The sequence below is a fragment of the Microcoleus sp. K1-B1 genome (genome assembly GCF_036704705.1).
Lineage (GTDB): Bacteria > Cyanobacteriota > Cyanobacteriia > Cyanobacteriales > Microcoleaceae > Microcoleus.
Map to the genome: position 1 here is coordinate 1 of NZ_JAUBSH010000048.1, position 23902 is coordinate 23902.

18 protein-coding genes are annotated in these 23902 nt (G+C 45.2%); 4 read left to right on the forward strand and 14 right to left on the reverse strand.

Features of this window, described 5'->3' with window-relative positions:
• The first annotated feature begins 156 nt into the window (after positions 1-156).
• A complete protein-coding gene (locus tag QUA83_RS17880) occupies positions 157-549 on the forward strand; it encodes a hypothetical protein (protein ID WP_333294838.1) in 393 nt (130 codons plus the stop codon).
• A 4-nt stretch (positions 550-553) separates the two neighbouring features.
• Here QUA83_RS17880 and QUA83_RS17885 read toward each other — a convergent pair whose 3' ends face one another.
• The 12 genes from QUA83_RS17885 to nfi all read right to left on the reverse strand — a co-directional run bounded on the left by QUA83_RS17885 (position 554) and on the right by nfi (position 14842).
• Positions 554-1426 (reverse strand): MBL fold metallo-hydrolase, encoded by an 873-nt coding sequence (locus QUA83_RS17885; protein ID WP_333294839.1) that lies wholly within the window; start codon positions 1424-1426, stop codon positions 554-556.
• Positions 1427-1789: 363 nt separating this feature from the next.
• Entirely contained in the window at positions 1790-3079 is a 1290-nt protein-coding gene (locus tag QUA83_RS17890) for an HhoA/HhoB/HtrA family serine endopeptidase (protein WP_333294840.1), read from the reverse strand.
• Positions 3080-3170: 91 nt separating this feature from the next.
• On the reverse strand, positions 3171-3356 hold the full coding sequence (locus QUA83_RS17895; protein WP_333294842.1) for a hypothetical protein: 186 nt from the start codon (positions 3354-3356) through the stop codon (positions 3171-3173).
• Positions 3357-3886: 530 nt separating this feature from the next.
• Positions 3887-4969 carry an AI-2E family transporter gene (locus QUA83_RS17900; protein ID WP_333294844.1) on the reverse strand — a complete coding sequence of 361 codons (1083 nt, stop codon included), beginning with the start codon at positions 4967-4969 and terminating at the stop codon, positions 3887-3889.
• A gap of 260 nt (positions 4970-5229) precedes the next feature.
• Complete coding sequence (locus QUA83_RS17905) at positions 5230-6300, reverse strand: D-alanine--D-alanine ligase family protein (protein ID WP_333294846.1); 1071 nt, start codon at positions 6298-6300, stop codon at positions 5230-5232.
• 197 nt (positions 6301-6497) lie between these two features.
• Entirely contained in the window at positions 6498-7838 is a 1341-nt protein-coding gene (gene miaB, locus QUA83_RS17910; RefSeq protein WP_333294848.1) for a tRNA (N6-isopentenyl adenosine(37)-C2)-methylthiotransferase MiaB, read from the reverse strand.
• A 196-nt stretch (positions 7839-8034) separates the two neighbouring features.
• Positions 8035-9186: a DNA cytosine methyltransferase gene (locus tag QUA83_RS17915; protein ID WP_333294849.1), complete on the reverse strand. Its 1152-nt coding sequence runs from the start codon at positions 9184-9186 to the stop codon at positions 8035-8037.
• Between the two features lie 101 nt (positions 9187-9287).
• Positions 9288-9716 carry a hypothetical protein gene (locus tag QUA83_RS17920; RefSeq protein ID WP_333294851.1) on the reverse strand — a complete coding sequence of 143 codons (429 nt, stop codon included), beginning with the start codon at positions 9714-9716 and terminating at the stop codon, positions 9288-9290.
• Positions 9717-10022: 306 nt separating this feature from the next.
• The gene (locus tag QUA83_RS17925) at positions 10023-12026 is read right to left on the reverse strand and encodes an FHA domain-containing protein (RefSeq protein WP_333294853.1); all 2004 of its coding nucleotides are present in this window, start codon (positions 12024-12026) and stop codon (positions 10023-10025) included.
• Positions 12027-12260: 234 nt separating this feature from the next.
• Positions 12261-12791: an FHA domain-containing protein gene (locus QUA83_RS17930; RefSeq protein WP_333294855.1), complete on the reverse strand. Its 531-nt coding sequence runs from the start codon at positions 12789-12791 to the stop codon at positions 12261-12263.
• 713 nt (positions 12792-13504) lie between these two features.
• Positions 13505-13735: a KGG domain-containing protein gene (locus tag QUA83_RS17935; RefSeq protein ID WP_006631632.1), complete on the reverse strand. Its 231-nt coding sequence runs from the start codon at positions 13733-13735 to the stop codon at positions 13505-13507.
• Between the two features lie 459 nt (positions 13736-14194).
• Positions 14195-14842, reverse strand: coding sequence for a deoxyribonuclease V (nfi, locus tag QUA83_RS17940; protein WP_333294856.1), 648 nt, complete (start codon positions 14840-14842; stop codon positions 14195-14197).
• 630 nt (positions 14843-15472) lie between these two features.
• Here nfi and QUA83_RS17945 point away from each other — a divergent pair.
• The 3 genes from QUA83_RS17945 to QUA83_RS17955 all read left to right on the forward strand — a co-directional run bounded on the left by QUA83_RS17945 (position 15473) and on the right by QUA83_RS17955 (position 20381).
• Positions 15473-16306: a prohibitin family protein gene (locus tag QUA83_RS17945; protein ID WP_333294857.1), complete on the forward strand. Its 834-nt coding sequence runs from the start codon at positions 15473-15475 to the stop codon at positions 16304-16306.
• A 277-nt stretch (positions 16307-16583) separates the two neighbouring features.
• A complete protein-coding gene (locus tag QUA83_RS17950; RefSeq protein WP_333294858.1) occupies positions 16584-19595 on the forward strand; it encodes an EAL domain-containing protein in 3012 nt (1003 codons plus the stop codon).
• A gap of 48 nt (positions 19596-19643) precedes the next feature.
• The gene (locus QUA83_RS17955) at positions 19644-20381 is read left to right on the forward strand and encodes a Uma2 family endonuclease (protein WP_333294859.1); all 738 of its coding nucleotides are present in this window, start codon (positions 19644-19646) and stop codon (positions 20379-20381) included.
• Positions 20382-20441: 60 nt separating this feature from the next.
• Here the strand turns inward: QUA83_RS17955 and QUA83_RS17960 are convergent, their stop codons facing one another.
• Both QUA83_RS17960 and QUA83_RS17965 read right to left on the reverse strand, forming a co-directional pair.
• Positions 20442-21896 (reverse strand): DUF1802 family protein, encoded by a 1455-nt coding sequence (locus QUA83_RS17960; RefSeq protein WP_333294860.1) that lies wholly within the window; start codon positions 21894-21896, stop codon positions 20442-20444.
• Between the two features lie 42 nt (positions 21897-21938).
• Positions 21939-23870: an ATP-binding protein gene (locus QUA83_RS17965; protein WP_333294862.1), complete on the reverse strand. Its 1932-nt coding sequence runs from the start codon at positions 23868-23870 to the stop codon at positions 21939-21941.
• Positions 23871-23902 lie beyond the last annotated feature (32 nt).

Below are 23902 nucleotides of genomic sequence, written 5' to 3' on the forward strand. Positions count from 1 at the left end.
GTCATATTCTACCATGCTGTGCCTAGATTGTTAACCTTCTTTTTTTACTGTTACCCCGATTTATTGAGCGGATACCTTTAATCGACAATCCTGAAATTTATTATAAAAGTGCAGTATATTTTAAACAAGCCTTACTAAACACTATATCATAAATTAATGAATCCACGATTTTTATTGCAGTCTCCCGAAAATAAACCTCGTTGGCTTATCCTATTCTTGTTAGGTTTAATCGCCGCTTTGGCAATTGGCGTAACAACAGTTTACTTCAAAATGGCGATCGCCCAAACAGCCAATCCCACCTTATCTGTAGACGTTAAAGCCGATCGACATCCGATAAGTCCCGACATCTACGGTATGAATGATTATGCACTAGAACCCGCCCTCGCCAAAAAGTTACGAATTCCGCTAGAACGCTGGGGGGCTAAGCACACCAGCCGCTACAACTGGTTAGTCGATTCTTCCAACAGTGGCGATGACTTCTTTTTCGTGGTTGGCGGCGAAAGTGTGTGTAGGATTAGTTTCAACCGCCTAGTAGAAAATGGGTTTTAAACTATTAAGCATCTACCATCCAAGCAATACACTTTTGCATTTGCACGCGCATTGTTTCTCGATCGGCATTATACCTCCGGCCGTGTCCCGGCAACACCCATTCAAACGAGTAATTAGCCAAATTCTTCATAGATTTGATTTGTTCTGGCCAAGAATACCAACAGACATCATGAAAGCCAACTAGCTGCTGCAAACTTTCCGACCAAGCAAGATGATCGCCGGTGAACAAAAACTTGTTATTGTAAAGCAAAACTGTATGACCTTTCGTGTGACCGGGTACAGAAATAATCAACAAATCATCTGCTAGTTGATACGGTTTGCTGGGCGACAATTGAATTTCTACACGGCAAGTATCAGCGTTAATTTCGTCATAATGAATGATGCGATCGCACCCAAAATAGTCGTGGTATAGTTGATGATCTGCCACATCATCGCCGTGAGTCAAGTACATATAGCGAATGCCACCCATTGCTTCTATATTTTTGACTAGCGGCGGCACAAAACGGGGAGAATCAACTAAAATATTGCCATCGGGACGGACAATTAAATAGCTAGCTGCGGCGTAGGATTCCTCTGAGTGGTAGCCGCAGTGATAGACATTTTCTGCTATGAGTGCGGGCAACAGTTGCTGAGCTTCTTTGATCCTTTTGGGTTTTTCTACAGTGCCGATCGAACTTGTGGGACAAGACAAAAGAGCCGCGAGCGATCGCATTTCTTCAGTTTCATTACTTGGCTGGTGGTAAACCGCAGACTGTTCTCCTGCTTGAGTAAATACTTCAGGTGCCATCCACCGACAAGTATCACAGTCAATGCAGGTATTGTCTACATAAAAGTTACCCTTAATATTCTCAGTACGCCTCCGATTAATATTAGCCATTTTTCTACCTCTTAATAACCCATATAAATTATGGTAACTTAATATAACGAGTACCCCCGACATCCCGACGGGTTTAAACCCCCGTCTCACAGCACAATTCGGTTAAAACTCACATCTTGCACCATTCTCAAGAACAGGCAAGATGCCCGTTCCACAAGAGATTAATTTTCTTGTGGAACAGGCATCTTGCCTGTTCCTAAAAGGATGATTGACAGCCGATTAAAACTCACCTCTTGTACCATTCTCAATAACGGGCAAGATGCCCGTTCCACAAGAGATTAATTTTCTTGTGGAACAGGCATCTTGCCTGTTCCTAAAAGGATTATTGACAATGGTGCAACATATGAGTTGCTATCAACAATTCTATCGCTGCTGATCCGCTGGAAAAGCACCCGCTTTCACCGCCACAGTAACAGGTTGTCCGCCACGGCTCAATTCAAGCTGCAGATCGCTGCCCACGGTACTTTTCTCGACAATTTGCTGTACGCTGCCAGCATCAGTTACTTCTGTACCGTTGATTTTCTTGATCACATCCGCAAGGCGAACTCCAGCTTGTGCCGCCGGAGAATTTCTAGCAACTCCCAAAACTAACACGCCTTTATCTTCAGTCAGCCTCAATTTGGTGTTGGGATTTTGATTAAATTCTCTCTTGATTTCGGGAGTAATGCTCAACATCCGAACGCCGAGATAAGGATGTTCGGCTTTTCCTGCTGTTACTAATTGGTCGGCAATTTGTTGTGCTCGATCGATCGGAATAGCAAAACCCAATCCTTGAGCGCCTTGAATAATCGCCGTATTCATGCCGATAACTTGACCGCGCTGGTTCAGCAGCGGGCCACCTGAATTGCCGGGATTGATTGCAGCGTCGGTTTGAATAAAGCTGACGCGCTTGTCGGGAACACCGACATCGGCGCTAGAACGGCCTGTAGCGCTAATAATGCCCACAGTCACAGTATTGTCCAAACCGAGGGGATTGCCGATCGCGATCGCCCATTCTCCCGGCTGTAATTCTTCAGATTTGCCCAAACTCACCACAGGCAAATTGTTAGCTTCTATTTTAACAACAGCCACATCAGTAACTGTATCTACGCCTAAAACTTTGCCGACAAATTCGCGGCCATCCTTCAGTTTTACCGTCACCGTATCCGCCCCGTTAACGACGTGAGCGTTAGTCAAAATGCGGCCATCAGAACCAAAAACAAAACCCGAACCGGAGCCCCGTTCTACTCGATTTCCCGGTTGAATGGGAGATTCTGAACCGAAGAAGCGGCGGAATTGCTCCGGTATCTCATCTGGAACTTGGTTCGTCACCGTGCGAGACGAATTGATCCGCACCACTGCCGGGCCGACTTCCTGCACAACTTTAGTAACAAAATTAGAGTCTTGAGAGGGCAGTATATTTGCAGGCAATGCTGAGATTGGCGCTGTAGTTGAAGGTTGAGCTTGAATGGCGTTAGAACTTCCAGGAACTTGAGAAGTTAGGGCGTTGCACCCAACAGTTGCGGTGGAGCCCAGCAAAATGAGGGATAAAAAAGCCAGTTTTTTCGGCAAATAAAAACGGCGAGAAAGCACAGTTGTAGCAGGCATATTTTTAGGTGACATAGTATTGAGTTGGTGGGAGTTAGAGCGAGAGTTATAATTAGGATTTTGCATTTTTAGCACCTACTGTAATTAAATTACAACTAAAGGTTCTTTAATTTTAATTCAAGCATTGATGAACTCTGCTTGACTGGTGGGGTTTACCCTACAAGCTGGGGTAGAAACCGGACAGTCGCAGGCAAATTGTGTGTGGATTCGAGCTTTTGAGTGCGATCGAACTGGGTAGGCACTGGCGAATTGCTGTCTGAGTGCGATAATACAAACTACGGTAGCCAGCTCGCATATTCCGCATTTCCCGCGAAATTTTCACAGGATTGATATCCGAAGTCATGCGATTTTAGATTTTAGATTTTAGATTTTGGATTGACTTGCGCGAGATAAATTCGGGGGCTTGAGGATTTGAGATTTGAGATTTTGGATTGATTCCACGGATCAATCACGTGGCGAGTACCATCAAGAATTTCTTGGTCAACAACTATCTTGCACTCAAAAAAACCAGGTTTCTACGCAAAATCTTCGTTGTGAGCGATCGACGTTAACGTAGAAACGGGATTTTTGACCCCGCCTGCATCCACGAAGGATAGAAGCTAAAGCATCCGAAAGCCTCACCCGAAAGCAGGAAGTAAAAAACCACTAAAGCCTCAAGCTAAAGTACCAACTATACCCCAGTCAAAATAGCCTGCCAAAACTCTCTTCATATCGTTTCCGGTTGCATCGGAATAATAAAATCGAGTCAACCGTTAACACTCAACCATTCAGTTTTTTGACCCGCCCGTCAACAGTCAACAGTCAACAGTCAACAATAATTCCGGTGCAACCGGAATTGATATCAAATCTAAAATTTGAACCTATGGAGTAATTTTATTCCTCCATAGGTTCAATGGAACTAACCGAATCGATTTCCCTCGACCTGTTCCTCGAACTTTCCAAAATATCAACAGTATTCTTAATAAAACCAGCCATCGGCACAGCCACTAACAAACCGGCTACTCCTGCCACCTTAACCCCCACCAGCAGCGCCACTAAAATCCACACAGGATTGAGACCGATAAAACCACCTAATAACCGAGGAGCAACCCCGCTTTCAATTATTTGCTCAATTACTGTAGCGACAGCTAAAACTGTGACGCCGAGCCAAAAGTTGTTTAATGTGATCAGCAAACTGACAATGCAAATACTGAAAGGTGCCCCGAAGGGAATCATAGTCATTACACCCACACCCAAACCGAACAGAAGTCCGAAGGGAACTCGCATAATTAAAAAAGCAACAGTGATAGACAGTCCCATCAAACCCGCCAAAGTTGCTTGCCCGACGAAGTAGTTGTGGAAGCTTCGCGCCAGCAACTCTCGCAATTGAAGGCTCTGCTTGGAAGGAAACCATTTAAACAATCCTTCCCAGACGCGATCGCCGTGCAAGAGCAAGTAGAATGTCACGACTATTGTGAGGAGGAAATTCAACAGACTGTCTGCAGCACCCAAACCAAATTTGAGAATTTCGCCAGTGAGAGACTGCAATTGAGATGAAAGTCGATCGCTCAATTGGGTAGTCAAACCGCTAACATCAATGCGGAGATTGCGATTCTCCGCCCAATTGTGGAATGCTTCAATTTGTTCTGTGCCAGAAACTATCCAAGTCGGGAGTCGGGTGGCAAGTTCAGTGATTTGGTTTAGCAGAATCGGGGCCAGAGTGACACCTAAAACCACCAATACCAGTAAAGTCAAAAACAATACCGACAAAACTGCTCGATCGCGCTTCAAGCCGTATCTGTGCAGAAAGCGCACTGGATAATCTAGCAAAAAAGACAGCACTGTAGCCACTACCAAAACTGTAATCAGGGCGCGAAAATATTCAAAGACTAGGAGGGCTAACCAGCAGTTGAGTACCGCTAGGGGAAATACCAGTCCGTAAGTCCACCACTGCGGCAGTTGAGTGAAACGTCTCATCTAAGTTAACCGAGTTAAAATTCGAGATGCAAGATCTGAGATTGGCGCTGCTATTCGCCCTTCTCTGTTAACCATTTTATAGTGTATTTATTTATACCCGACTGCTGAAAATTTCCAGTTGCTCGACCCGCAGCGGAAATTGGGTTGCTGGCAGGCAGAGCCTGCCACAACTATGTTATATCGTTTCCGCTAGTATGGATATATTACCTGCGAAAATAATTTATTTTCGGTTGACCGGGCAGCGGTTTGCAACTCGTGATTCAACCTTTTTCCCCGTGCCGTTCGAGAGCTAATTGAATTAAACGGTCTACTAATTCAGGGAAAGAAATGCCATCGGCTGCCCACATTTGCGGATACATACTGGTAGCTGTAAAGCCAGGAAAAGTGTTGATTTCATTAATCAAAACTTCTCCGGTTGATTCAATGTAGAAAAAGTCTACTCGCGCTAAACCTGCTGCGTCTATAGCCAAAAATGCTTGCACTGCCATTTCTTGGATTTGCGAGACGATCGCACCGCTGACTTTTGCCGGGATTGAGCAGTCGGCTTGTCCCTGGGTATATTTAGTTTCGTAATCGTAGAAATCGCTTTGAAAAGAAATTTCTCCCACCGTTGAAGCTTGGGGATGATCGTTACCCAAAACTGCACATTCTAATTCTCTAGCAACCACACCCGCTTCGACAATTATCCGCCTATCGTAGCTAGCGGCGCTGTCGAGTGCTGCTTCTAATTCAGCGCGCGTTCGAGCTTTAGAAATTCCCACAGACGAACCCAAATTGGCTGGTTTTACAAAGCAAGGATAGCCCAACTCTGCTTCAATTTTATCGCACAATTTGGGGAAAACGCAAGGATTAGACCAGATTTCGGAACGGTTGACAGCGATGTATTTTACCTGCGGCAAACCAGCCTGAGCAAAAGCCATTTTCATCGCAATTTTATCCATTCCCACCGCCGAACCTAAAACCCCCGAACCGACAAAAGGAACTTGCATTAATTTCAGCAACCCTTGCACCGTACCGTCTTCGCCATTTGGCCCGTGCAAAACAGGGAACCAAACATCTACAGCATTAAAATTAGGAAACTGTCCAGCGGGAGAATCATCTTCTGCTGTTTGTTCCTCTATTTCCAGAGGTTTTCCGGTGGCTAAGATTTGTTGAGGTAATGTTCCCGACAGCCAGCAGCCGTTTTTTTGGATATAAAAGGGCAGAACTTCGTATTTAGAGGCATTTTCGTCAGCAGCGAGGGCACGGGCGATCGCCCGCGCCGAACTAATAGAGACTTCGTGTTCACCCGATCGCCCCCCGAACAATAGCCCGATCCGCATCATTGTCATTTTTCAATACTCCCGCTACTTTTTGACAAATATACACGCAGAGAGCGCAACGAAGGCACATACGAACCGCTTTAAAACTACTTATCTCCTCCCTTCCACTCTTCCTCTGTGTCCTCTGCGCTCTCTGCGGTAAAAAAAATTACATCTTCTTAGAAAAGTTCACCAGTAAGCCGTCCCCTATCTCATTCCGGTGCTATTTAAAGCATTTCCCCTGTCAAACTAAAAGCGCGAATATCTGTAATTTTAACCCGCACAATTTTACCCGCCAATTCAGCAATATCGCCCTTAAAAAATGTGAGACGATTGCCGCGAGTGCGTCCCATCACCTGAGTTGGATCTTTGAGATTTTGAACTTCCACCAAAACCTCTTCAGTACGTCCGAAATAGCGCTGCGATCGTTCCATCGCCGTTGTTGTCACCACATGATTGATCCGTTGCAGGCGATCGGCTTTCGCCTCCTCACTCAACTGATTTTCCCACAAAGCGGCAGGCGTCCCAGGGCGAGGCGAATAAGCCGCAGTATTCACCAAATCGAAACCAACGTCTTCGATTAACTTCAAAGTCTTCTCAAACTGCGCTTCCGTCTCCCCTGGAAAACCGACAATCGCATCCGCCGTAATCGAAGCATCCGGCATATAACGGCGAATTGTATCAATAATCCGGCGGTATTTTTCCTGAGTATAACCCCGCGACATTGCCTTCAAAATATCATTATCTCCCGACTGAAAAGGAATGTGAAAATGTTCGCAAACCTGCGGTAATTCAGCACAAGCCTTAATCAATCTTTCCGTAAAATAGCGCGGGTGGCTAGTAGCAAATCTGAGGCGATCGACACCAGGCACATCCTGCAAAAAATAAAGCAAATCCGTCAAAGTATGCTGGTTGCTGCCGCCCGGTTTTGTCCCCGGCAAATCGCGTCCGTAAGCATCAATATTTTGCCCCAACAAAGTCACCTCCTTGTAACCTTGACGGCCCAAATCCTCCATTTCCGCGCGAATTGCCTCCGGCATTCGCGACTGTTCAACCCCGCGAACATTCGGGACAACACAATAAGTGCAGCGTTCATTGCAGCCATAAATTACATTCACCCAAGCAGTCACCTTACTATCGCGGCGCGGCTTAGTAATATCCTCCATAATCTCAACAGCTTCTGTCGCCACCACTTGATTGCCCTCAAAAACTTGTTCCAGCAAATCTTCAAGTCGGTTAGCGTGTTGCGGCCCCATTACTAAGTCTAATTCCGGTACTCTCCGCAGCAGCGCTTCACCTTCCTGCTGCGCCACGCATCCAGCTACAATTAAAGTTAAACCCGGTTCTTGGCGCTTGCGATGAGCTTGCCTTCCTAGGTTAGAATAAACCCTTTGTTCGGCATTATCGCGAATGGTGCAAGTATTGTAGAGAATCAAGCTAGCTTCGTTCGGGTCTTCCGAGAACTCAAAGCCCATATTTTCCAGAATGCCGGCCATCCGTTCCGAGTCGGCTTTATTCATCTGGCATCCGAAAGTAGTGATGTGATAGCGGCGGGGTTTAACGGTCATGGCGAATTGCAGGCAAATAAAAAATATAGGTTTTCAACCTTAACACTTTATTATAACACTTCTGTGTTAAACGAGATACGTCTGGTTATTGGGAATTTTAGTAATTGTAGGGTACGCAATGCGCCCCTTAGCACTACAAAAAGTTTTAGATACCCGAAAAATTCGGCGAAGTTGGGTATCGGGCTATTCGTTTTTTTTAGTTAGATAAAAACTGTAAAATTGTTTTGGCAATACCTTGTGCAGCCAAATAAGGAACTCCATTGCCAACAGTTTTAAACATATTAGTCAACGTCATCTTTTCCGGCAGTGCAAAATCTTTTGGCAGTGACTGAATAGCCAGTGTTTCTGCAACAGAAAGCCGACGAAGTTTGTAAGGGTGCAAGTGAACTTCGTTATTGCCGTAACAAGCTGTTGGCGAATAACGCCACCGATGCAAGCGCTTGAAAGATTTTTTTGAATCATCTCCTTCATCAACGGAAGCAAATCGCTTAATTCCAGCTTTTGGTTGAAAATAATGTTGGGCATTGGGATGGTTGAGAACGTCATTTTTTTGGAACCAAAATTCTACCGTTAAATTTTGGGGCAGGTCATCAGGACAAGGCAAGAAGTTATCGGCTGCAAAGGCATTTCTCTCAGGCCAAGGATGAGAAAAAACTTCTGATTTGGGATATAATATCTGACTTTCCCAAGGAAATAAATTTTCGGATAACATTTGGCTTTTTTCTTCTAGGGAAATGCCCAGATTTTTGACAAAGTTTTTTCTAATCCCAATCAAAATAATTCTATCCCTATCTTGCGGGACACCGTATTCTATCGCATTAATTAAACGTTCGGCAAAAACGTATCCCGAATCAGCCAACTGATTTTTGAGTGCGTCGTAAAAAGATTTATGTTTTTTTGTTCTCCACAAACCTTTGACATTTTCAAATAAAAATAAATCTGGCTGCTGCTGACAAATCAATTCAATGTATGAAGCTGAAAGTTGACCTTTATCTCCTTCCCCGCCCCGGTTTTTGCCACCAATAGAAAAGTCAGGACAAGGTGGCCCCGCGATAAATCCCACAATATCGTGATGCTTGCGGGCATCCTGCATCAATTCCCGCAAATGAAGTGCTGGTTTTCCCTCTACAAGTCTAGTGACATCTGCTTCCTCTCCTTCGCAATATCCGTATTCTGGTAGGGGCAAATTCAGGCACTGCCGAGAATAGCGGTATGCTTGCATGAAAGGTGGGAAAATTTCATTGACATACGCTACATTAAAGCCGATCGACTCAAAACCCAGATCGAGCAAGCCAGAACCTGAAAAAAATGAGAATATACAGGGGATGGGGAATTGGGAATTGGGCATGGGGAATTGGGAATTGGTAATTGGTAATTGACCGGGGCGGGTTTATGAGATTATTAATTTGAGACGATTATTGTTGGTAAAAACCGCCCCTACAGGTATTATTAAAACCATTGCCCGCCTCGGAAACGCCAGTATGGAAACAAAATCCGCATTAGTGTTTGCGATGCCAGATAAATAGCTAGCCACACTAAACTATAATGCAAAGCAAAAGATCCCAAGTCAAAATCTTGTGGAGGTATCCCCGGCAAACCGATAACTTTGATTAAAAATAACACAAAAAGTGCTTCCCAAATCCCAGCGAGTAATTGAAATGCGCCAGGCCAATCTCGATCCCAGCGAAACTGCTGGATGTAAATATATAACGCATCCCAGCCGATGCCAAAAATCGCTACATACCCTAAAATCCAGAAAAAAATTGCTCCTGAGTGGGAGGTAATTAAACCCATAAAAAAGGGCAGCGTTACTAAAACGCCTACGGTTGCAAATAACAGTAACCGAGTTTGCCAGCGGCCGAATAAGGTGGGAGTCATGCGATTTTAGATTTTAGATTTTAGATTTTAGATTGAATGGGAAGGTTGTTCGATTTTAGATTTTAGATTTTAGATTTTAGATTGAAGGCGAAGTTCGTTTAAATCAGTTAAATCTGACATCTTTTACCAGTTTCAAGAACAGGCAAGATGCCTGTTCCACAAAGAGTGAGTTTTATTGTGGGGTGGGCATCCTGCCCGCCCGTACAAAACCTGCCCGCCCGTAAAAAACCTATTGAAATACTGCAATATCTCCGTTAAATCCATTAAATCCTGTACATTGCTTGTTGCCGAACTTCCTCCTTCAATTTAGTCTGGAGATTTATTTAAAATCCATTTCAACCACTGCACGAACGATCGCCAAACGCTCAATTTCCGCACACCCGGAACTCGGTTGGCGGCCAGACTTTCAACCGAACGCAAGGCGGCGTATTGCAAGCCCAAAAAACTGTCTACGGGCGCGTAAGGCCCTCCCAAAGTAATCGCGCCGGCTGCGTATACCCGGCCTTCTCCGTTGCTAGCAGAAAAATTCCGCAATTCGGGTACTTCAAAATCGTTGTTAACACTCAGCCGGCCCAAACCGTTGAGGGGAAGATTATATTGAGCTACCAAATCGTTTAACAAGGGACTGGTTTTTACCTTAGCGTCCAAACCCGTAGCATCAATAATAAAATCAGCTTCTAACTTAATTTGCCCCTTGAGTTCCTTCTCCTGAATGTACGTCACCGTGCGGTTTTGACTGTCGCGCTCGACTCGCTCGACTTCCCCGAAGGTAATTTGATACCATCCTTGACTTAAACCTTCTTTGACAATCCGTCGCCAGTCGCTGCGCTGGGCTGTGGTAGTGCCGCCCCAGTCGGTGAGCAACTGTGGCCGCAATTCAGGCGCGGCTTGTTCCAAAAGTACGCGGAGTTCCCCGCCCCAGCAAGCTTTTGGCCAGTTGAAAGGTTGAAATTCGTAGTGATTTTCGACGCTGCGCTGAGCGAGTTTAAATTTGTTACCTTGAGGTTTGGGCGATCGCATCAAATGCAATACTTGAATGTTGCGGTTCCGCTGCCGCGCTTCGTAAATCCGCTGCACCACGCGCGAAGCGACTATTCCCCGGCCTCTAATTAACACGCTGCCGCCGCTGGCCTCCAATTTTTCGTAAACGCCGTCGTGCTTTTCGTAAGCGTTGACAACCGACTCAAAATCCTGGGTTTTTTCGCGGTAAGCTTGCAAGTCGGGCAGAAATTGAATGGCGGGATAGCCGGTGGCTAAGTGTACGTATTTGGCGATTAAAAAAGCGTGATCGCGGTGATCCGCATTCGATCGAGAATAAGCGATCGCGTACCTGCCGTCATCTGTTTTGCGAATTCCCCGCACTCTACCGTAGCGAAACATCTGATTCCACCCAATTCGATCGACTTCCCTGTCAATAGAATCAAACACATTCCCCGCGCGAGGCGTATAAGTTTCGGCAAAAGTCGGTTCAGCAAACACCTGCCACATCAACTTCAACGACATCCCCAAATGCCCTTTAAGCAATTCCTGCCAAGCTTCCCGCAAAGCATAGGGAGGCCACCCCCAAATGTTGTCTGGACAAGAGTCAGAATTCGATCTTAGGCGTTCCCGCAGCGGAATTTGGGAATTCAGGCACAAACGCAGATAGCGGGCGTAAGGCTGGCTTTCCATGCCCAAAACCGCAATTCGATCGATTTTCACACCGCAAATTCTGAGCAAATCCACCCAAATAAAGCTGCCTAAACCGCCACCAACGGCAGCCCAATCAACTTCTGTTACAGGGAGTCCCCTAGATTCGAGCGATCGCATTGACACTTGAGAAGCGTGCAAAAATTCGATCGGCGGAAATTCTTCCCTACTAGCTGTTTGAGGAAGGTGCAACATTATATGCTGGCCCAATGCCGGGTCTGGCCCATTGGTCTGCGGGCTAAAGAAAATGTGAGAATTGACAGACGGCGTTTCTGGGGAATTAACAGCAAAAGAAATGCCGATCGCGTAGGGCCCCACTTGCAGCATATCGCCGTTTGCCAGCACGCAGCGGGTTTGACGAATGCCGTTAACAAAACTACCGTTGCGGCTACCCGTGTCAGTAAGTAAAATACTGTTACCTTCGGTGCCAATCACTGCGTGAAAGCGAGAAACTTGACTGCTGCTGAGGGCAATTCGAGAAACTCGTTTCCCGTTGATAGTTGCCGGCATAGCTTCAAAAATTCGTCCCAAAGCGATGGGTAAGTCGAGTATGGGGGATCGACAATCCCCCGTAGCTGTATCTGTCCAAGTCAGTCGCAGGCGCAAGGGTTGAGAATTCATGATTATTTTTTAAACATCAGCCGTCGGCTTTGAGCTTTCTGCAAAAAAAGATTTTTGAAGTTGAGAGTGTTTAGCGGATAGCCAGATTTTCCCTTTTTCTCCTATCTTGCACCATTGTCAATTAGCCTTTTATGAACAGGCAAGATGCCTGTTCCACAAGAAAATTCACTCTTTGTGGAACGGGCCGGAGAGCCCGTTCTTGAGAATGGTGCAACATCTCAGTTTTTCAAACTTTTACGGAGAGATCACCACACTCGCCGCCGCCGCCAAAGAAGTACCGCACCACGGACACCCCGCATTCAACTGCGCGTAAGGCGAAATTCGGCTGCACTTGGGACACTGCAAACCATATTTTGAAGGCCCCGTCGGCTGAAAGTTACCAGGTGCGGGAGGCCCAGACAGCAAAACTGTCTGGGGCGCGGCTACCTGCACCTCCGTCACATTCACCACCTCGATTTGCACTTGGCCTAAATGGATGTGACTTCCCGATTTCAATTTTGCTTCGCCTTGGGCGAGAATTTTTCCGTCTACCAGCGGCGGATTGCTTTCGCGCAAATTCCGCACTGCATACTCCTGCAATTCCTGATTAAAAAATATTTCAACGTGCAGACCCGATACGCTGGGATGCGAAAATACTATATCGCACTTCGCCGGATCGCGCCCTAGCCTCACGGTTCCCGGATTTTTGCTCGGCTGTCCGTTTTGAATGGTTCGAGTTTGACGCACCCCAGCTTCTGTCCATGCTAAAGTGAGCTGGTTTGTCATGATTGTATAGTTTGCTCAAAAAGATAAAAAAATATTAACTGATTTATTTTGAGGACGGAGTTCCTCACCAAAAAACTTAATTATAATTATTGACCAAGAATTTCTTGATGGTACCCGCCACGTGATTTATCCATGGAGTCAATCCAAAATCTAAAATCTAAAATCCTCAAGCCCCCGAATTAATCCGTGGGGTCAATCCAAAATCTAAAATCTAAAATCTAAAATCGAATGACGCCGACTCGATCGCACTTCTAAAAATATTATGTGCAGTTATATAGCGGTTCTCAAAAAAGTGAGGTATGCCCTATGCCCTATGCCCTATGCCCTATGCCCTATGCCCATGAGTACCTCATCTTTCGCTCGAAAGGCTATACAAAAAAGCCCTGACTTCGGGGCTTTTAGTGCTCGTATTGGCTTTTTTTGAGAGACTTAATCGCGCTTGTCAGCTTTTCTTTCCCGCAAAAATATTGACCGCAGTGCAGTTTCGTTAAAAAATTGCTGTTCAATATTTGCCAGGGATTGCTAAAAACTAATTCCTGGGGGGTTTTCACCTGTGCGAGGCTGTGGTGCGCTAGTCACGAATTTTGGAGGTTGGGCGATCGAACTACCTTGGTAACTTCGATCGCCCCCCCTCCTCAAACGTTTACTGTCCTAGTGCTATCTCTCACGCTGCAACTGTGCAATCTTTCATTACAGGGCAAGCCTTGAAAGACTTAAGCTTCGCTTTTGCGGCTTTTCCGACCGCCTTCGCGACCAATTTGAGCCATGTGTTCGCGATTTCTGCTGACAGCTTCGCCGCCTTTTTGGCCAGCTTGTCTGGCTTCTTCAGGGGTGAATTCGTGTGCAGTTCCTTTCTCGTGTGCAGCTTTTCCGCCTTTGCTAGCAATTGCGCGCTGTTTTTCTGCATCCATAGAAGCGAATCCGCGTTTGCTTTTCTCAGCCATGACTGTCTCCTTGTTTTTTTCTGATTTTTTAGCTCGATCGCGCCTTCGCCTCCCACTGTCATGGTTACTCCCAGTCAGTGGTGAGATATCCGACGGTAAATTATGAAACCTCATCAGACGAATCTAAGCTTTTGGTTTAACTCGCAGGATGAATATTTCATACTTTACAAATGTGAACTAAAAATAGTTCACGTCCGGGCACTATAGTTAGAGCCGCCAATGTTTTAAGCTGGTTACTGTCTTTCAACCATTCTATAAACCCCCCCAACTTTTATACCTCTTTCTCAGGTATAGTCATTCTTTAGTTCGCTGGAAGGATGGAACCGAAAGCTGATTGGCAGTAGACTCAGAGGATTTTTCGACTTAACCGCGCCACTTCAAAAATTAAAAGTCCAAAGACGGATGCTTTTTTGGTCTTTTTACTTTTTTTTTGATGCCTTCCGCGCTTGCCAGTTATCCCTATGTTAGTTGGTCTGCCGATCGAGTTGTTTCTGGTAAGCGATATTTTGGGGCGCAGCGCAGGACGTACTCGATCGCACTTATCAAGTTTACCTTATGACCTATCGAAACATACATCGGCTTTACCCCTGTTTGCGTCCTTAGCGCTGCGCCTACCGTTGATCCCTCTAGCAGCAAGGGTTGCCAACTGCCCCGGTCGAGTCCGACTTCGGAATGTTCTCCCATAAATCGATTTTTGGCAACTCCGATCGTGGGAATCCCGGTCAAAACCCCCAAATGGCAGGCCAGACCGAATCGGCGGGGGTGGGCTAGTCCTTGACCGTCGCACAATATCAAGTCTGGCCTCAAACTGATATTTTCCAAAGCTTCGAGAACTGCCGGCACTTCTCGAAAAGACAGGAAACCCGGAATATAAGGAAAAGTTGTAGGACTGCGAACTACAGCTTGCTGCTGCAACTGCAAGTCGGGAAAACTCAGAACTGTTACAGCGGCCCGCGATACATCGTTTACACTGTCGTAGCCCACATCTACCCCTGCGACGTACCGAACTGTGTCCAGTTGATTTTCGGTAACTACCTCTGACCGAAGCTGTTCTTGAATGGCGATCGCCTCTTCAACTGTCTGCGGCCAAGGGTGTCGCTGCAACATTTTGATTTTTCTTCAACCGTTCTCATCTAAGCTTAACTTATTTTTGGGCATTTTTAAACTCGGAGTTTTATCGTTTGTAGCTATAAATTCCTAACTTGCCCAAGGATCTTTTTTTCTACTCAGGAGGGTTGAGCAAGGTGGGCCGATGCCAATTCTACAAATAGAGTCTGTATGTCGGAGAGTGAAATTCTATCTTTCGCTTGTGCTTGAACCAACCCCCAAAGGTTTTACCGCCACGCTTCTCCAATTTTCTACTCAAAATTTACAAAAAATACCTATTTGATGCTGATTTTTTAGGTTTCTAGAAAGCTTTCTCTTTGCGATCGCCCTTTTATCGCTTGTCGCAGAGCGCTCGAGCTATCTATTTACTTCTGCTATATCTAACAAAATCCTCTTTGTCAAGATAATTGCAACATTTATTCATCAATAATAATCTCACCCAGCTACAAGTGCCATTGTACCTCCCCACTCATCGAGCTAAGAGGTTCCCAGACCCTCACAACTATATGACTTTTATGAAAAAAAATAAAATAATTTATGAGTTGTTGCACCATTAACCTGAAGTTATAATCTTAGATAATACCGAAGAGAAAACTAACATCAATTAACACAACATAGGTGAATCAACATATGAAAACCATGCAAAGTGTTCAGTACAACCTAGCTCTCTACTTAGTCGGTGGCATCGTCTTCATCATCGCCGCCTTAATTTTAAGACCTTTTGCCCTCGTCGGCCCAGGGGAACGCGGCGTTATGATGCGCTTCGGGAAAGTTCAAGACGCGATTTTAGATGAAGGCATCCACCCGATTTTACCGATCGTCACCTCTGTAAAAACTCTCAGCGTGCGGGTACAAAAAACAGATTTAAAAGCAGATGCAGCATCCAAAGATTTGCAAAGCATTACGACAGATTTGGCAGTTAACTGGAATGTTGACCCCGCAAAAGTAAATCAAATTTACCAACAAATAGGAGACGAAGAACAAATTGTTGCCAGCATTTTGAGTCCGGCTATTTCGGAAGTTCTTAAAGCAGCAACTTCTAAAAAAACCGCCGAAGAAATTATCACTAAGCGCAACGAACTCAAAACAGAAATCGACAACAGCCTCAAAAAGCGTTTGGAACCTTACGGCGTCATCGTCAGAGATGTTTCGTTAATAAATTTTGGCTTTTCTCCAGAATTTAGCAAAGCCATCGAATCCAAACAAATAGCCGAACAAGAAGCTAAACAAGCAGAATTTACAGTTCAAAAAGCCACCCAAGATGCTCAAGCTGAAATTAATCGTGCTAAAGGTAAAGCTGAAGCTCAACGCTTGCAGCGGCAAACATTAACAGCCGAAATTTTGCAGCAGCAAGCAATTGAAAAATGGAACGGCCAGTTTCCGACAGTAATGGGAGGAGGCGGAACCTTGCCATTAATTAATATTGCGCCGCCGACTTCTCAAGCCGCAACTCCTTCTAAATAAGCTGCTGCGGATCGTGATTGCCACGACGCGGGGAGAAGGGGAGAAGGGGAGAGGGGGAGAGAGTCTGAGGGGGGGAAGAATTGAGGGTTTGTCACTGCGGAAGTGAAGATGTGCTTTTTTAAATGCCCAACAGCAAGGGTACAAAATACAACTAACAACTAACGTGAAATCCCGCTTACTTAAATGCGAAGATACAATTTACGTTGCGCGAGTCCTGAAAAACGTTAGAGTAAGAAACAACTCGGAAATTGTAAAGGTTTGCTTGAAAGTTCGGCTGATGGGAGATCGGGAGAACCAGTCAATTTCTAATTTAGGTGAAGTGGGGGGGATCGGCGATCGCCATACTGCGTCAGAAGCCCTGTGGCTGCGCGATCGAGCCTTGGCAGCTACTAGCAGCGGCATTGTCATTGCTGACGCCAATGCACCCGATTGTCCCATAATTTATTGCAATCCGGCCTTTGAACGGATGACAGGTTACTGCGCCAGTGAAATCTTGGGGCGCAATTGCCGATTTTTGCAAGGCCCCGATACCGATCGAAATACTGTAGCTAAAATCCGCGAGGCCTTGCGCCAAGGTCGAGAAATCCAGACACCAATCAAAAATTACCGCAAAGACGGCACTCCTTTTTGGACAAAATTATCGCTATCTCCCGTGCGAGACGACAACGCTAATTTGACTCACTTTGTAGGAGTTCAGTCTGACTTGGCGGAACCAATATGTGAAGTGCAGCAAGCATTGCAGCAAGCGAACGACCAACTGCAAACGATTTTGGAAGCAGTTCCGGGAACAGTATCTTGGATTAGCTCGGATTTGCGCTATTTGGGGGTTAACCAGCACTTAGCCAAACTGCATGGTTTGCCGCCTTCGGCTTTTGTTGGTCAAGATATTGGTTTTCTGGGCGCTAGCTCGGATTTTAACTCTTTTGTGGTGGAGTTTTTTGCCGGTGACGCTACCGAAGCGGTTAAAGAACTCAGCGTTAAGGTACAAACCGACGAGGGACAGTCCGAGGGATACTATTTGATTGTGGCTCAAAAGTACGATGAGGGCAAAGCAGCTTGTCTGGTAGGGATTGACATTACCGAGCGCAAGCGGGCAGAAGAAGCTCTGGTGCTGACTCGCAAGGCGGTGGAAAGTTCGAGTGACGCGATCGGCATCAGCGATGCGAACGGCACTCACATCTATCAAAATCAAGCGTTTTCTCAGCTATTTGAATGGGACACGGCAGAGGAATTTAAACTAGCCGGAGGTATATCGGCAGTTTTTGCTGACCCCGCAGTCGCCCAGGAGGTACTCGACACGATCGCCCAAGGTTATTCTTGGTTTGGTGAAATTACCAACTGCACTAAAAGCGGTCAAACTTTGCAAGTTTTGCTGCGGGCAGATGCTATTAAAGACCGCACAGGGAAAATTGTCGGTCTGATTTACATGAATACCGATATTACCGACCAGAAGCGCACGGAACAAGAGCTGCGACAAAGCGAGAAGCGCTTTCGATCGTTGATTGAAAATGCTAGAGACATTATTGTGATTCTCGACGAGAAAGGCTTTTGCCGCTATGTATCTCCTTCCCTAGAGCGGATTTTGGGCTACCCGACGGCGGAAGTGCTCGGCCGGTCTATCTTTGACTTGATTCACCCTGACGAATTGCTGATAGTGGATCAAGTGTTCAAAGGTATCATGCAAAGGCCCAGAGTTAGCCTGGGAATGGCGGAATACCGAGTGCAGCACAAGGACGGTTCGTGGTGCGTGTTGGAAGCGGTGGCGACGAATTTGCTCAACGAACCTTCGGTGCGGGGAATTGTGGTCAACTGTCACGACGTGACTGAGCGCAAAATGGCTGAAGAACAATTGTTGCACGATGCTTTGCACGATGCGCTGACGGAGTTGCCTAACCGTGCTTTGTTGACTGACAGGTTGGGGCAAGCTTTTGCCCGCGCCCAACGGCATCCGAGCGAGCAGTTTGCGGTGCTGTTTCTGGATTTGGACAGGTTTAAGGTGATTAATGACAGTCAGGGACACCGCACGGGCGATCGACTGTTGGTGGCTGTGGCTCGCCGTCTCTTGACTTGTTTGCGGCCAGGGGATACGGTGGCTCGTCTAGGGGGAGATGAGTTTGTGATTTTGCTTGAGGAAATTAAAGGTGTTGATGAGGCGATCGCCCAAGCAAAGGCAATTCTCAAAACGATCGAACGACCGCTTTATTTGGAAGGTAATAAAGTTTTAATTACTGCTAGCATCGGCATTGCTTTGAGTACCGACAAATATCAGTGGCCGGGAGATATTTTGCGCGATGCTGATATTGCGATGTACCGCGCGAAAGCTCTCGGTAAAGCTCGCTACGAAGTTTTTACCCGTGCGATGCACACTCAAGCTGTGGCTTTGATGCACTTGGAACATGATTTGCGGGAGTCGGTTGAAGAACTAAATTTGAAATATTCGATAGTGGATTTCGCCTGTGGGACGGCGGCAGAAAACTCGCCGATTAGTGAAATTGATCGGAGATTGGAGCGTCCGAAGTCGCAAGTGACTGCTTTAAAATTGGAATGTCCTTTTACTGTTTATTATCAGCCGATCGTTAGTTTGAAAACTGGTTCAGTTATCGGATTTGAGGCGCTGGTGCGCTGGCTGCACCCGGAACGGGGTTTAGTTTCCCCGATGGAATTTATTGCGATGGCGGAGGAAACTGGGTTAATTATGCCTTTGGGTTTGTGGGTTTTGAACGAAAGCTGTCGCCAAATTATTCAGTGGCAGAGTTTGAATTTACCTGTGGGAAATTCGCGGCTGACTGTAGCAGTAAATCTTTCCGGGAGGCAGTTTGCGGAACCGGAATCTATCGAGCAAATTAAGCAAGTTTTGCAGGAAACGGGTGTTGATGCTCGCTGTTTGAAGTTGGAGATTACTGAGACTGTGGTGATGGAAGATGGGGAAGCGGCGGCGGCGATGCTTTCGCAGTTGAGAGACTTGGGGATTGATTTGTGCATTGATGATTTTGGCACTGGTTATTCGTCTCTGAGTTATTTGCACAGGTTCCCGATTAATATTTTGAAGGTCGATCGCTCTTTTGTCAGTCGCATTGGGGAAACGGGTGAAAATTTGGAAATTGTGCGGGCGATCGTCATGCTGGCCCGCAGTTTGGGGATGGAGGTAGTGGCAGAAGGTGTCGAAACCGCCGTCCAATTGGCTCAACTGCGGTCGATCGGCTGCGAGTACGGTCAGGGATACTTTTTCTCTAAACCTCTCGACAGTGAGGCAGCTACAGCCTTGTTGAGGCGATCGCCGAAATGGTAATCCGATCTACAATAGGAATTGCATCAAAGTAAACTCATACCAAAACCTATGTCTCAATCGATCGCCCCAGTTTTACCAGACAAGCAAATTGATACTTCTCCGACTTTAACCTTTGAAGAATACCGAGTTTATCAAGGAGAATCTGATGTAAAATATGAACTGTACAAAGGCAAATTAATCCCGATGCCAACAGCCACAATTTTACATATCAAAATTTGCGAATATTTAGTTTACCAATTGCAGCGTTACCTAGCTGAACACAATCTCGACTTAGTAGTAAAAACAGGTCTGGGAGTGAGAACAGATGAAGATAAATCTCGGATTCCCGATGTAGTTGTCTGCACTCAAAGTCTTTTGGAACAAGCTGCTGCTAGACCCGGTGCAGGTATCCTCGAATTTGATGAAAAGCCGCTGTTAGTGGTAGAAGTAGTCAGCGAAAATCGTCGCGAAGATTACGTGATTAAACGCGGAGAGTACGAATTAGCGAATGTGCCAGAATATTGCCTTGTTGACCCTAAAAGGGGCAAGCAAAAAATCCGGCTTTTTGCATTGATTGAAGGTGAAGAGGGTTACACGTATACAGATTTCTTACCTGGTGAGGAAATTGTGTCTGTAGTATTTCCCGATCTGGTTTTATCGGTGGATGAAATACTAAACCCGCCATTGGTAGAAGGGTTAATTAAGGCAGAACAAACTCAATTGCAGCAACTACAAACAGTCGAACAGCGTGCTGAAAGGTTGGCGGCGAGGTTACGGGAGTTGGGCGTAGATCCTGATGCTGTTTAGGAAATTGGATGAAGTACGCGCGAGCGAAGCTATCTCGCAGGGAATCGCCCTTGACGTATCTCAATCATCTAGCGGCAAGTCGCGCAGGAAATAAAAGCGATCGCTTTGCCCATTGTCTCCTTTAATTCGCCCTAAGTAACCAGTCAGCGGTGAAGAAAGTTCTATAGTCAAATCCTTTACTGATTCGTTTGTCAGCTTAGAATCAGTGGCGGCAAATCTAGCATTGTATTGAACTTTAATCTCCACAACCGTGGTAAAGTCGCTATCTGAGCAAAGTTGTTTCACTGCTTGTATAATTTGCGATCGCAGCCTAATTTCTCTTTCAACTTTCTGAATATAATCATTAATTCTGTCGTCAATTTGCCGCCCCATTTCTAGATAGGGCTTGAGTTCAACTAAGTTGACAGCACCTGGATATTTAGCTTTTAACTCAACTAGCTTCTGTAAAGTCATGGCATTGATAATACTAACTTTCCATTGTTGTGCTGATTTCAACATATCCGCCGAAGGATTGCCAGGGCCAATCACTAACTTGGTATATCCTAAAATTTTATCCGCACCTAAGTGCATTCCTCCTAGTTTAATCAATTCCTCAGCAGTTCGACTAGGGATAAGCCTACCCGCTTTACACTCACCAACTAAGGGATATGGTTTGGAACAAAATAAATCTAAACCACCAGCACCGCCTTTGTAGGCATTTTCAATCTTGAATCCTAAAAATTCAAGGCTTTGACGTGTGATATTCTCAAAATCTGTGCCTGCTTGATAGTTGCTTTTTTTTTCTTCTAGTTCTATGCTGCGATTTCCTAAAGCTGCTATAGTCTTTATCCAAGATAAATCCGGTTTGATGGGTTTTACAGGCTTATCGCTACTCCAGCCGAGAAACATTTTGATTTCTGCGTCTAGTTGTTTGGCTTTTGGGTTGGTGGTGGATAAATGCACTAATGCACTTTGCAACTCTTCCAATTCTGGATGTTCTGGCGGCTCTAGTTTTTCCAGCTTTTGACGGCGTTTGGCAAAGATAGACTCGCTCAACACAGGCGTTGAATCAGTAACAGTTAGAGATTTTGGCAAAGAAACAAAATTGCCGCTGGGATGCACTGGCATTTCCAGCGGCTGAGGTAGCAAATAAACCCGCAGGTAAGCTACAAAAATAAAAGGACGCTGCTGGAGAATTTGCTGTAATGCCTCTGTTTTCCAGACTGTTAACAGCGACAAAGCCTCTAATGATTCAGGCTCATTCACCATTTGGCACAATTCGCACTTAGCCCAAGCTTTGATCGAAACTTTATCTGAATTTAACTGAGCAAGTGCCTTTTGAGCAATCGGCAAAAAATGCGATCGATAAAAGTGATCGCAAGGCAGATTACCTGAAATTATACCAGGATAAAGTGCATATTGTTCTCCCGGATTAAACATTCGCCAAACTAGGGCTGCGATAGTTCGCCCTTGGATTAAACCAGTTACATCTGGGGCCGGCAAACGGATAGCCCTGTCAAGGTTGACTAGCGACATGAGAGTATTTGTGCCAATATGAAGTAAATAGTTTTTGCAGTGTTAATTAAACTCAGTGAGCAAATTGTCAATCGCCTCATCTGTTTCTTCTTCTTCTGATAAATCAGAAAACATAAATTCTTCTGCAGTTACAGGTTCATCTTCAATCATATCGACCGGAACCTCATAAGAGGGATCGCTAAGAATCTCTTTAATTAACGGGTTGCTAACTCCCAGCATTTTATCGGCACCTTTCTGGGCAATAAATTGGAAAATTTCCGCTTCACTCACCCTATAGTCTACTTCCCGCTTCTTATGAACAGCCCGAATAGCTATCAGCGGTCTGATTTCCTCTTCTTTCAGTGGCACAAATTCACCGCCTTTTTGTCTAATTAGCGGTTCAAGATAAGTTGTCTCTAAGTATGTACTAATTTTTTTGGTGGTGGAACGAACCAAGCAACCGCGAGTCATACCAAAGGTTTCATAGTCATTTAATCTTTTTAATCCAGCGCCCAAGGCTTTGCCACCAGCATACTGAAGCACTGCCACTCCGATACTGATATCTTTGCCGTTTTCCTTCCCAATAACCTTAAAATTGATGTAATCATTTTTGCCTCCTTTTCGCGTGACTTTCTCTGTAACTTGTTGAACGCTTACCCTTTCCACTATTTGGCCAATCAAGGTCTGGAAGCCGAATAAAAGAGCATCAGCAAGCAGGTAGGTCTGTTCTAAATAATCTCCAAGATCTTCATCTAACTCTTTGGTAAAAGCAATTTCAACTGGATCTAAAAGTTCTTTTTCCTTTGACTCTTCCCTATCAGTCAGAATAGGAGGATGACAGTTATCTTGACACCATTTCAAAACCTGTCGGATAGTTTCTCTTCCCTCACCAATCTCGCTGAGTTGGCTTTCTGTAAATGGATACACAGGAGTAGGAGGAACTAAATTTCGCAGTTCGTAATACTTTTTTAACCAACAAACAACTAAATCAATAATAGATTCCCGATTCATGTACTTTAAGTCAATTGGATTTCCATGAGTCGAAACCTTATTGTACACCCCACCGGGTAGCTGCTTAATTTTATTGCTCCATGAATCGGGCATCATGACGCTCAGAATCACACCGCGACTGAGATTTTGCAATAAATCTTTTATGAGTCCAGCAACGATTTGGCTGATATGCAAACCGCTAATATCATCGTATGCCTCACTCGCGTCTAACTCATCAAAACAAATGACAAGCTGGTTATACTCGCTAATCAAATCTAACATTTGCAAAACTGCATCAAAAGATTGTCGCTGGCTGGGTAATTCCAGTTCATTGGATTTGTAGTTAGCTAATTCTTGACCTTCTAACCATTTTATTGCATAAAGTGATTCCTCATCTGATAGGGTCCAAAATATTGCTTTGACAATATCAGGGTCGCTAACTTTTTTAGCTTTTATAAATGCTCTTGTCAGATCTTTCACCCATTTATTGACTTGTTTTGAACTGCCTTTTTCAAACTTTTTTACTAACTCTTGAGACGAAAAAACTTTAGCCTCTGCTTTAGCAGCTTTTAAGCCATGATTAACCATTGCTGTGGCTAGTTCTTGCCACTGTGTCACGCCTTGCCAGCCCATTTTCCCCAAACTTTCAGCTAAAATTCGCTGAAATTCTTGCTTGATTAGTCGCAGATCGCCATATTTGTTGGCGTACACAAACAATCCTCCGCCTTGAGATTGCAATCGATGGCGAATGCGACTAATAATGTGGGTTTTACCTGTTCCATCTTGAGCTGTTATAGCAATAGAAGTTGTTGAGTATTGACGTTTATGAATGCACTCTAATGCTTGAAATACTGCATCAGAAGCATGGAAATTTATAGATTCAACATCAAAGAATTCTTTGCCCCAAACATCACCAGCATTAAGATAAGGATGTTTAGCAAATGGGTTTAGATCGAGCAGAGCAGCATGAATTTCTTCAAGTGAGGAAACAGGAGAGTTAGTCATGGTAATGTGTGTGAGGTAAAGAACTAAAAAAG

Excerpts from the sequence above, each read along its gene's own strand:
- QUA83_RS17880 (WP_333294838.1), top strand. The coding sequence starts at position 157 with ATGAATCCACGATTTTTATTGCAGTCTCCCGAAAATAAACCTCGTTGG.
- QUA83_RS17885 (WP_333294839.1), bottom strand. The coding sequence starts at position 1,426 with ATGGCTAATATTAATCGGAGGCGTACTGAGAATATTAAGGGTAACTTT.
- QUA83_RS17890 (WP_333294840.1), bottom strand. The coding sequence starts at position 3,079 with ATGCAAAATCCTAATTATAACTCTCGCTCTAACTCCCACCAACTCAAT.
- QUA83_RS17895 (WP_333294842.1), bottom strand. The coding sequence starts at position 3,356 with ATGACTTCGGATATCAATCCTGTGAAAATTTCGCGGGAAATGCGGAAT.
- QUA83_RS17900 (WP_333294844.1), bottom strand. The coding sequence starts at position 4,969 with ATGAGACGTTTCACTCAACTGCCGCAGTGGTGGACTTACGGACTGGTA.
- QUA83_RS17905 (WP_333294846.1), bottom strand. The coding sequence starts at position 6,300 with ATGACAATGATGCGGATCGGGCTATTGTTCGGGGGGCGATCGGGTGAA.
- miaB (WP_333294848.1), bottom strand. The coding sequence starts at position 7,838 with ATGACCGTTAAACCCCGCCGCTATCACATCACTACTTTCGGATGCCAG.
- QUA83_RS17915 (WP_333294849.1), bottom strand. The coding sequence starts at position 9,186 with ATGCCCAATTCCCAATTCCCCATCCCCTGTATATTCTCATTTTTTTCA.
- QUA83_RS17920 (WP_333294851.1), bottom strand. The coding sequence starts at position 9,716 with ATGACTCCCACCTTATTCGGCCGCTGGCAAACTCGGTTACTGTTATTT.
- QUA83_RS17925 (WP_333294853.1), bottom strand. The coding sequence starts at position 12,026 with ATGAATTCTCAACCCTTGCGCCTGCGACTGACTTGGACAGATACAGCT.
- QUA83_RS17930 (WP_333294855.1), bottom strand. The coding sequence starts at position 12,791 with ATGACAAACCAGCTCACTTTAGCATGGACAGAAGCTGGGGTGCGTCAA.
- QUA83_RS17935 (WP_006631632.1), bottom strand. The coding sequence starts at position 13,735 with ATGGCTGAGAAAAGCAAACGCGGATTCGCTTCTATGGATGCAGAAAAA.
- nfi (WP_333294856.1), bottom strand. The coding sequence starts at position 14,842 with ATGTTGCAGCGACACCCTTGGCCGCAGACAGTTGAAGAGGCGATCGCC.
- QUA83_RS17945 (WP_333294857.1), top strand. The coding sequence starts at position 15,473 with ATGAAAACCATGCAAAGTGTTCAGTACAACCTAGCTCTCTACTTAGTC.
- QUA83_RS17950 (WP_333294858.1), top strand. The coding sequence starts at position 16,584 with ATGGGAGATCGGGAGAACCAGTCAATTTCTAATTTAGGTGAAGTGGGG.
- QUA83_RS17955 (WP_333294859.1), top strand. The coding sequence starts at position 19,644 with ATGTCTCAATCGATCGCCCCAGTTTTACCAGACAAGCAAATTGATACT.
- QUA83_RS17960 (WP_333294860.1), bottom strand. The coding sequence starts at position 21,896 with ATGTCGCTAGTCAACCTTGACAGGGCTATCCGTTTGCCGGCCCCAGAT.
- QUA83_RS17965 (WP_333294862.1), bottom strand. The coding sequence starts at position 23,870 with ATGACTAACTCTCCTGTTTCCTCACTTGAAGAAATTCATGCTGCTCTG.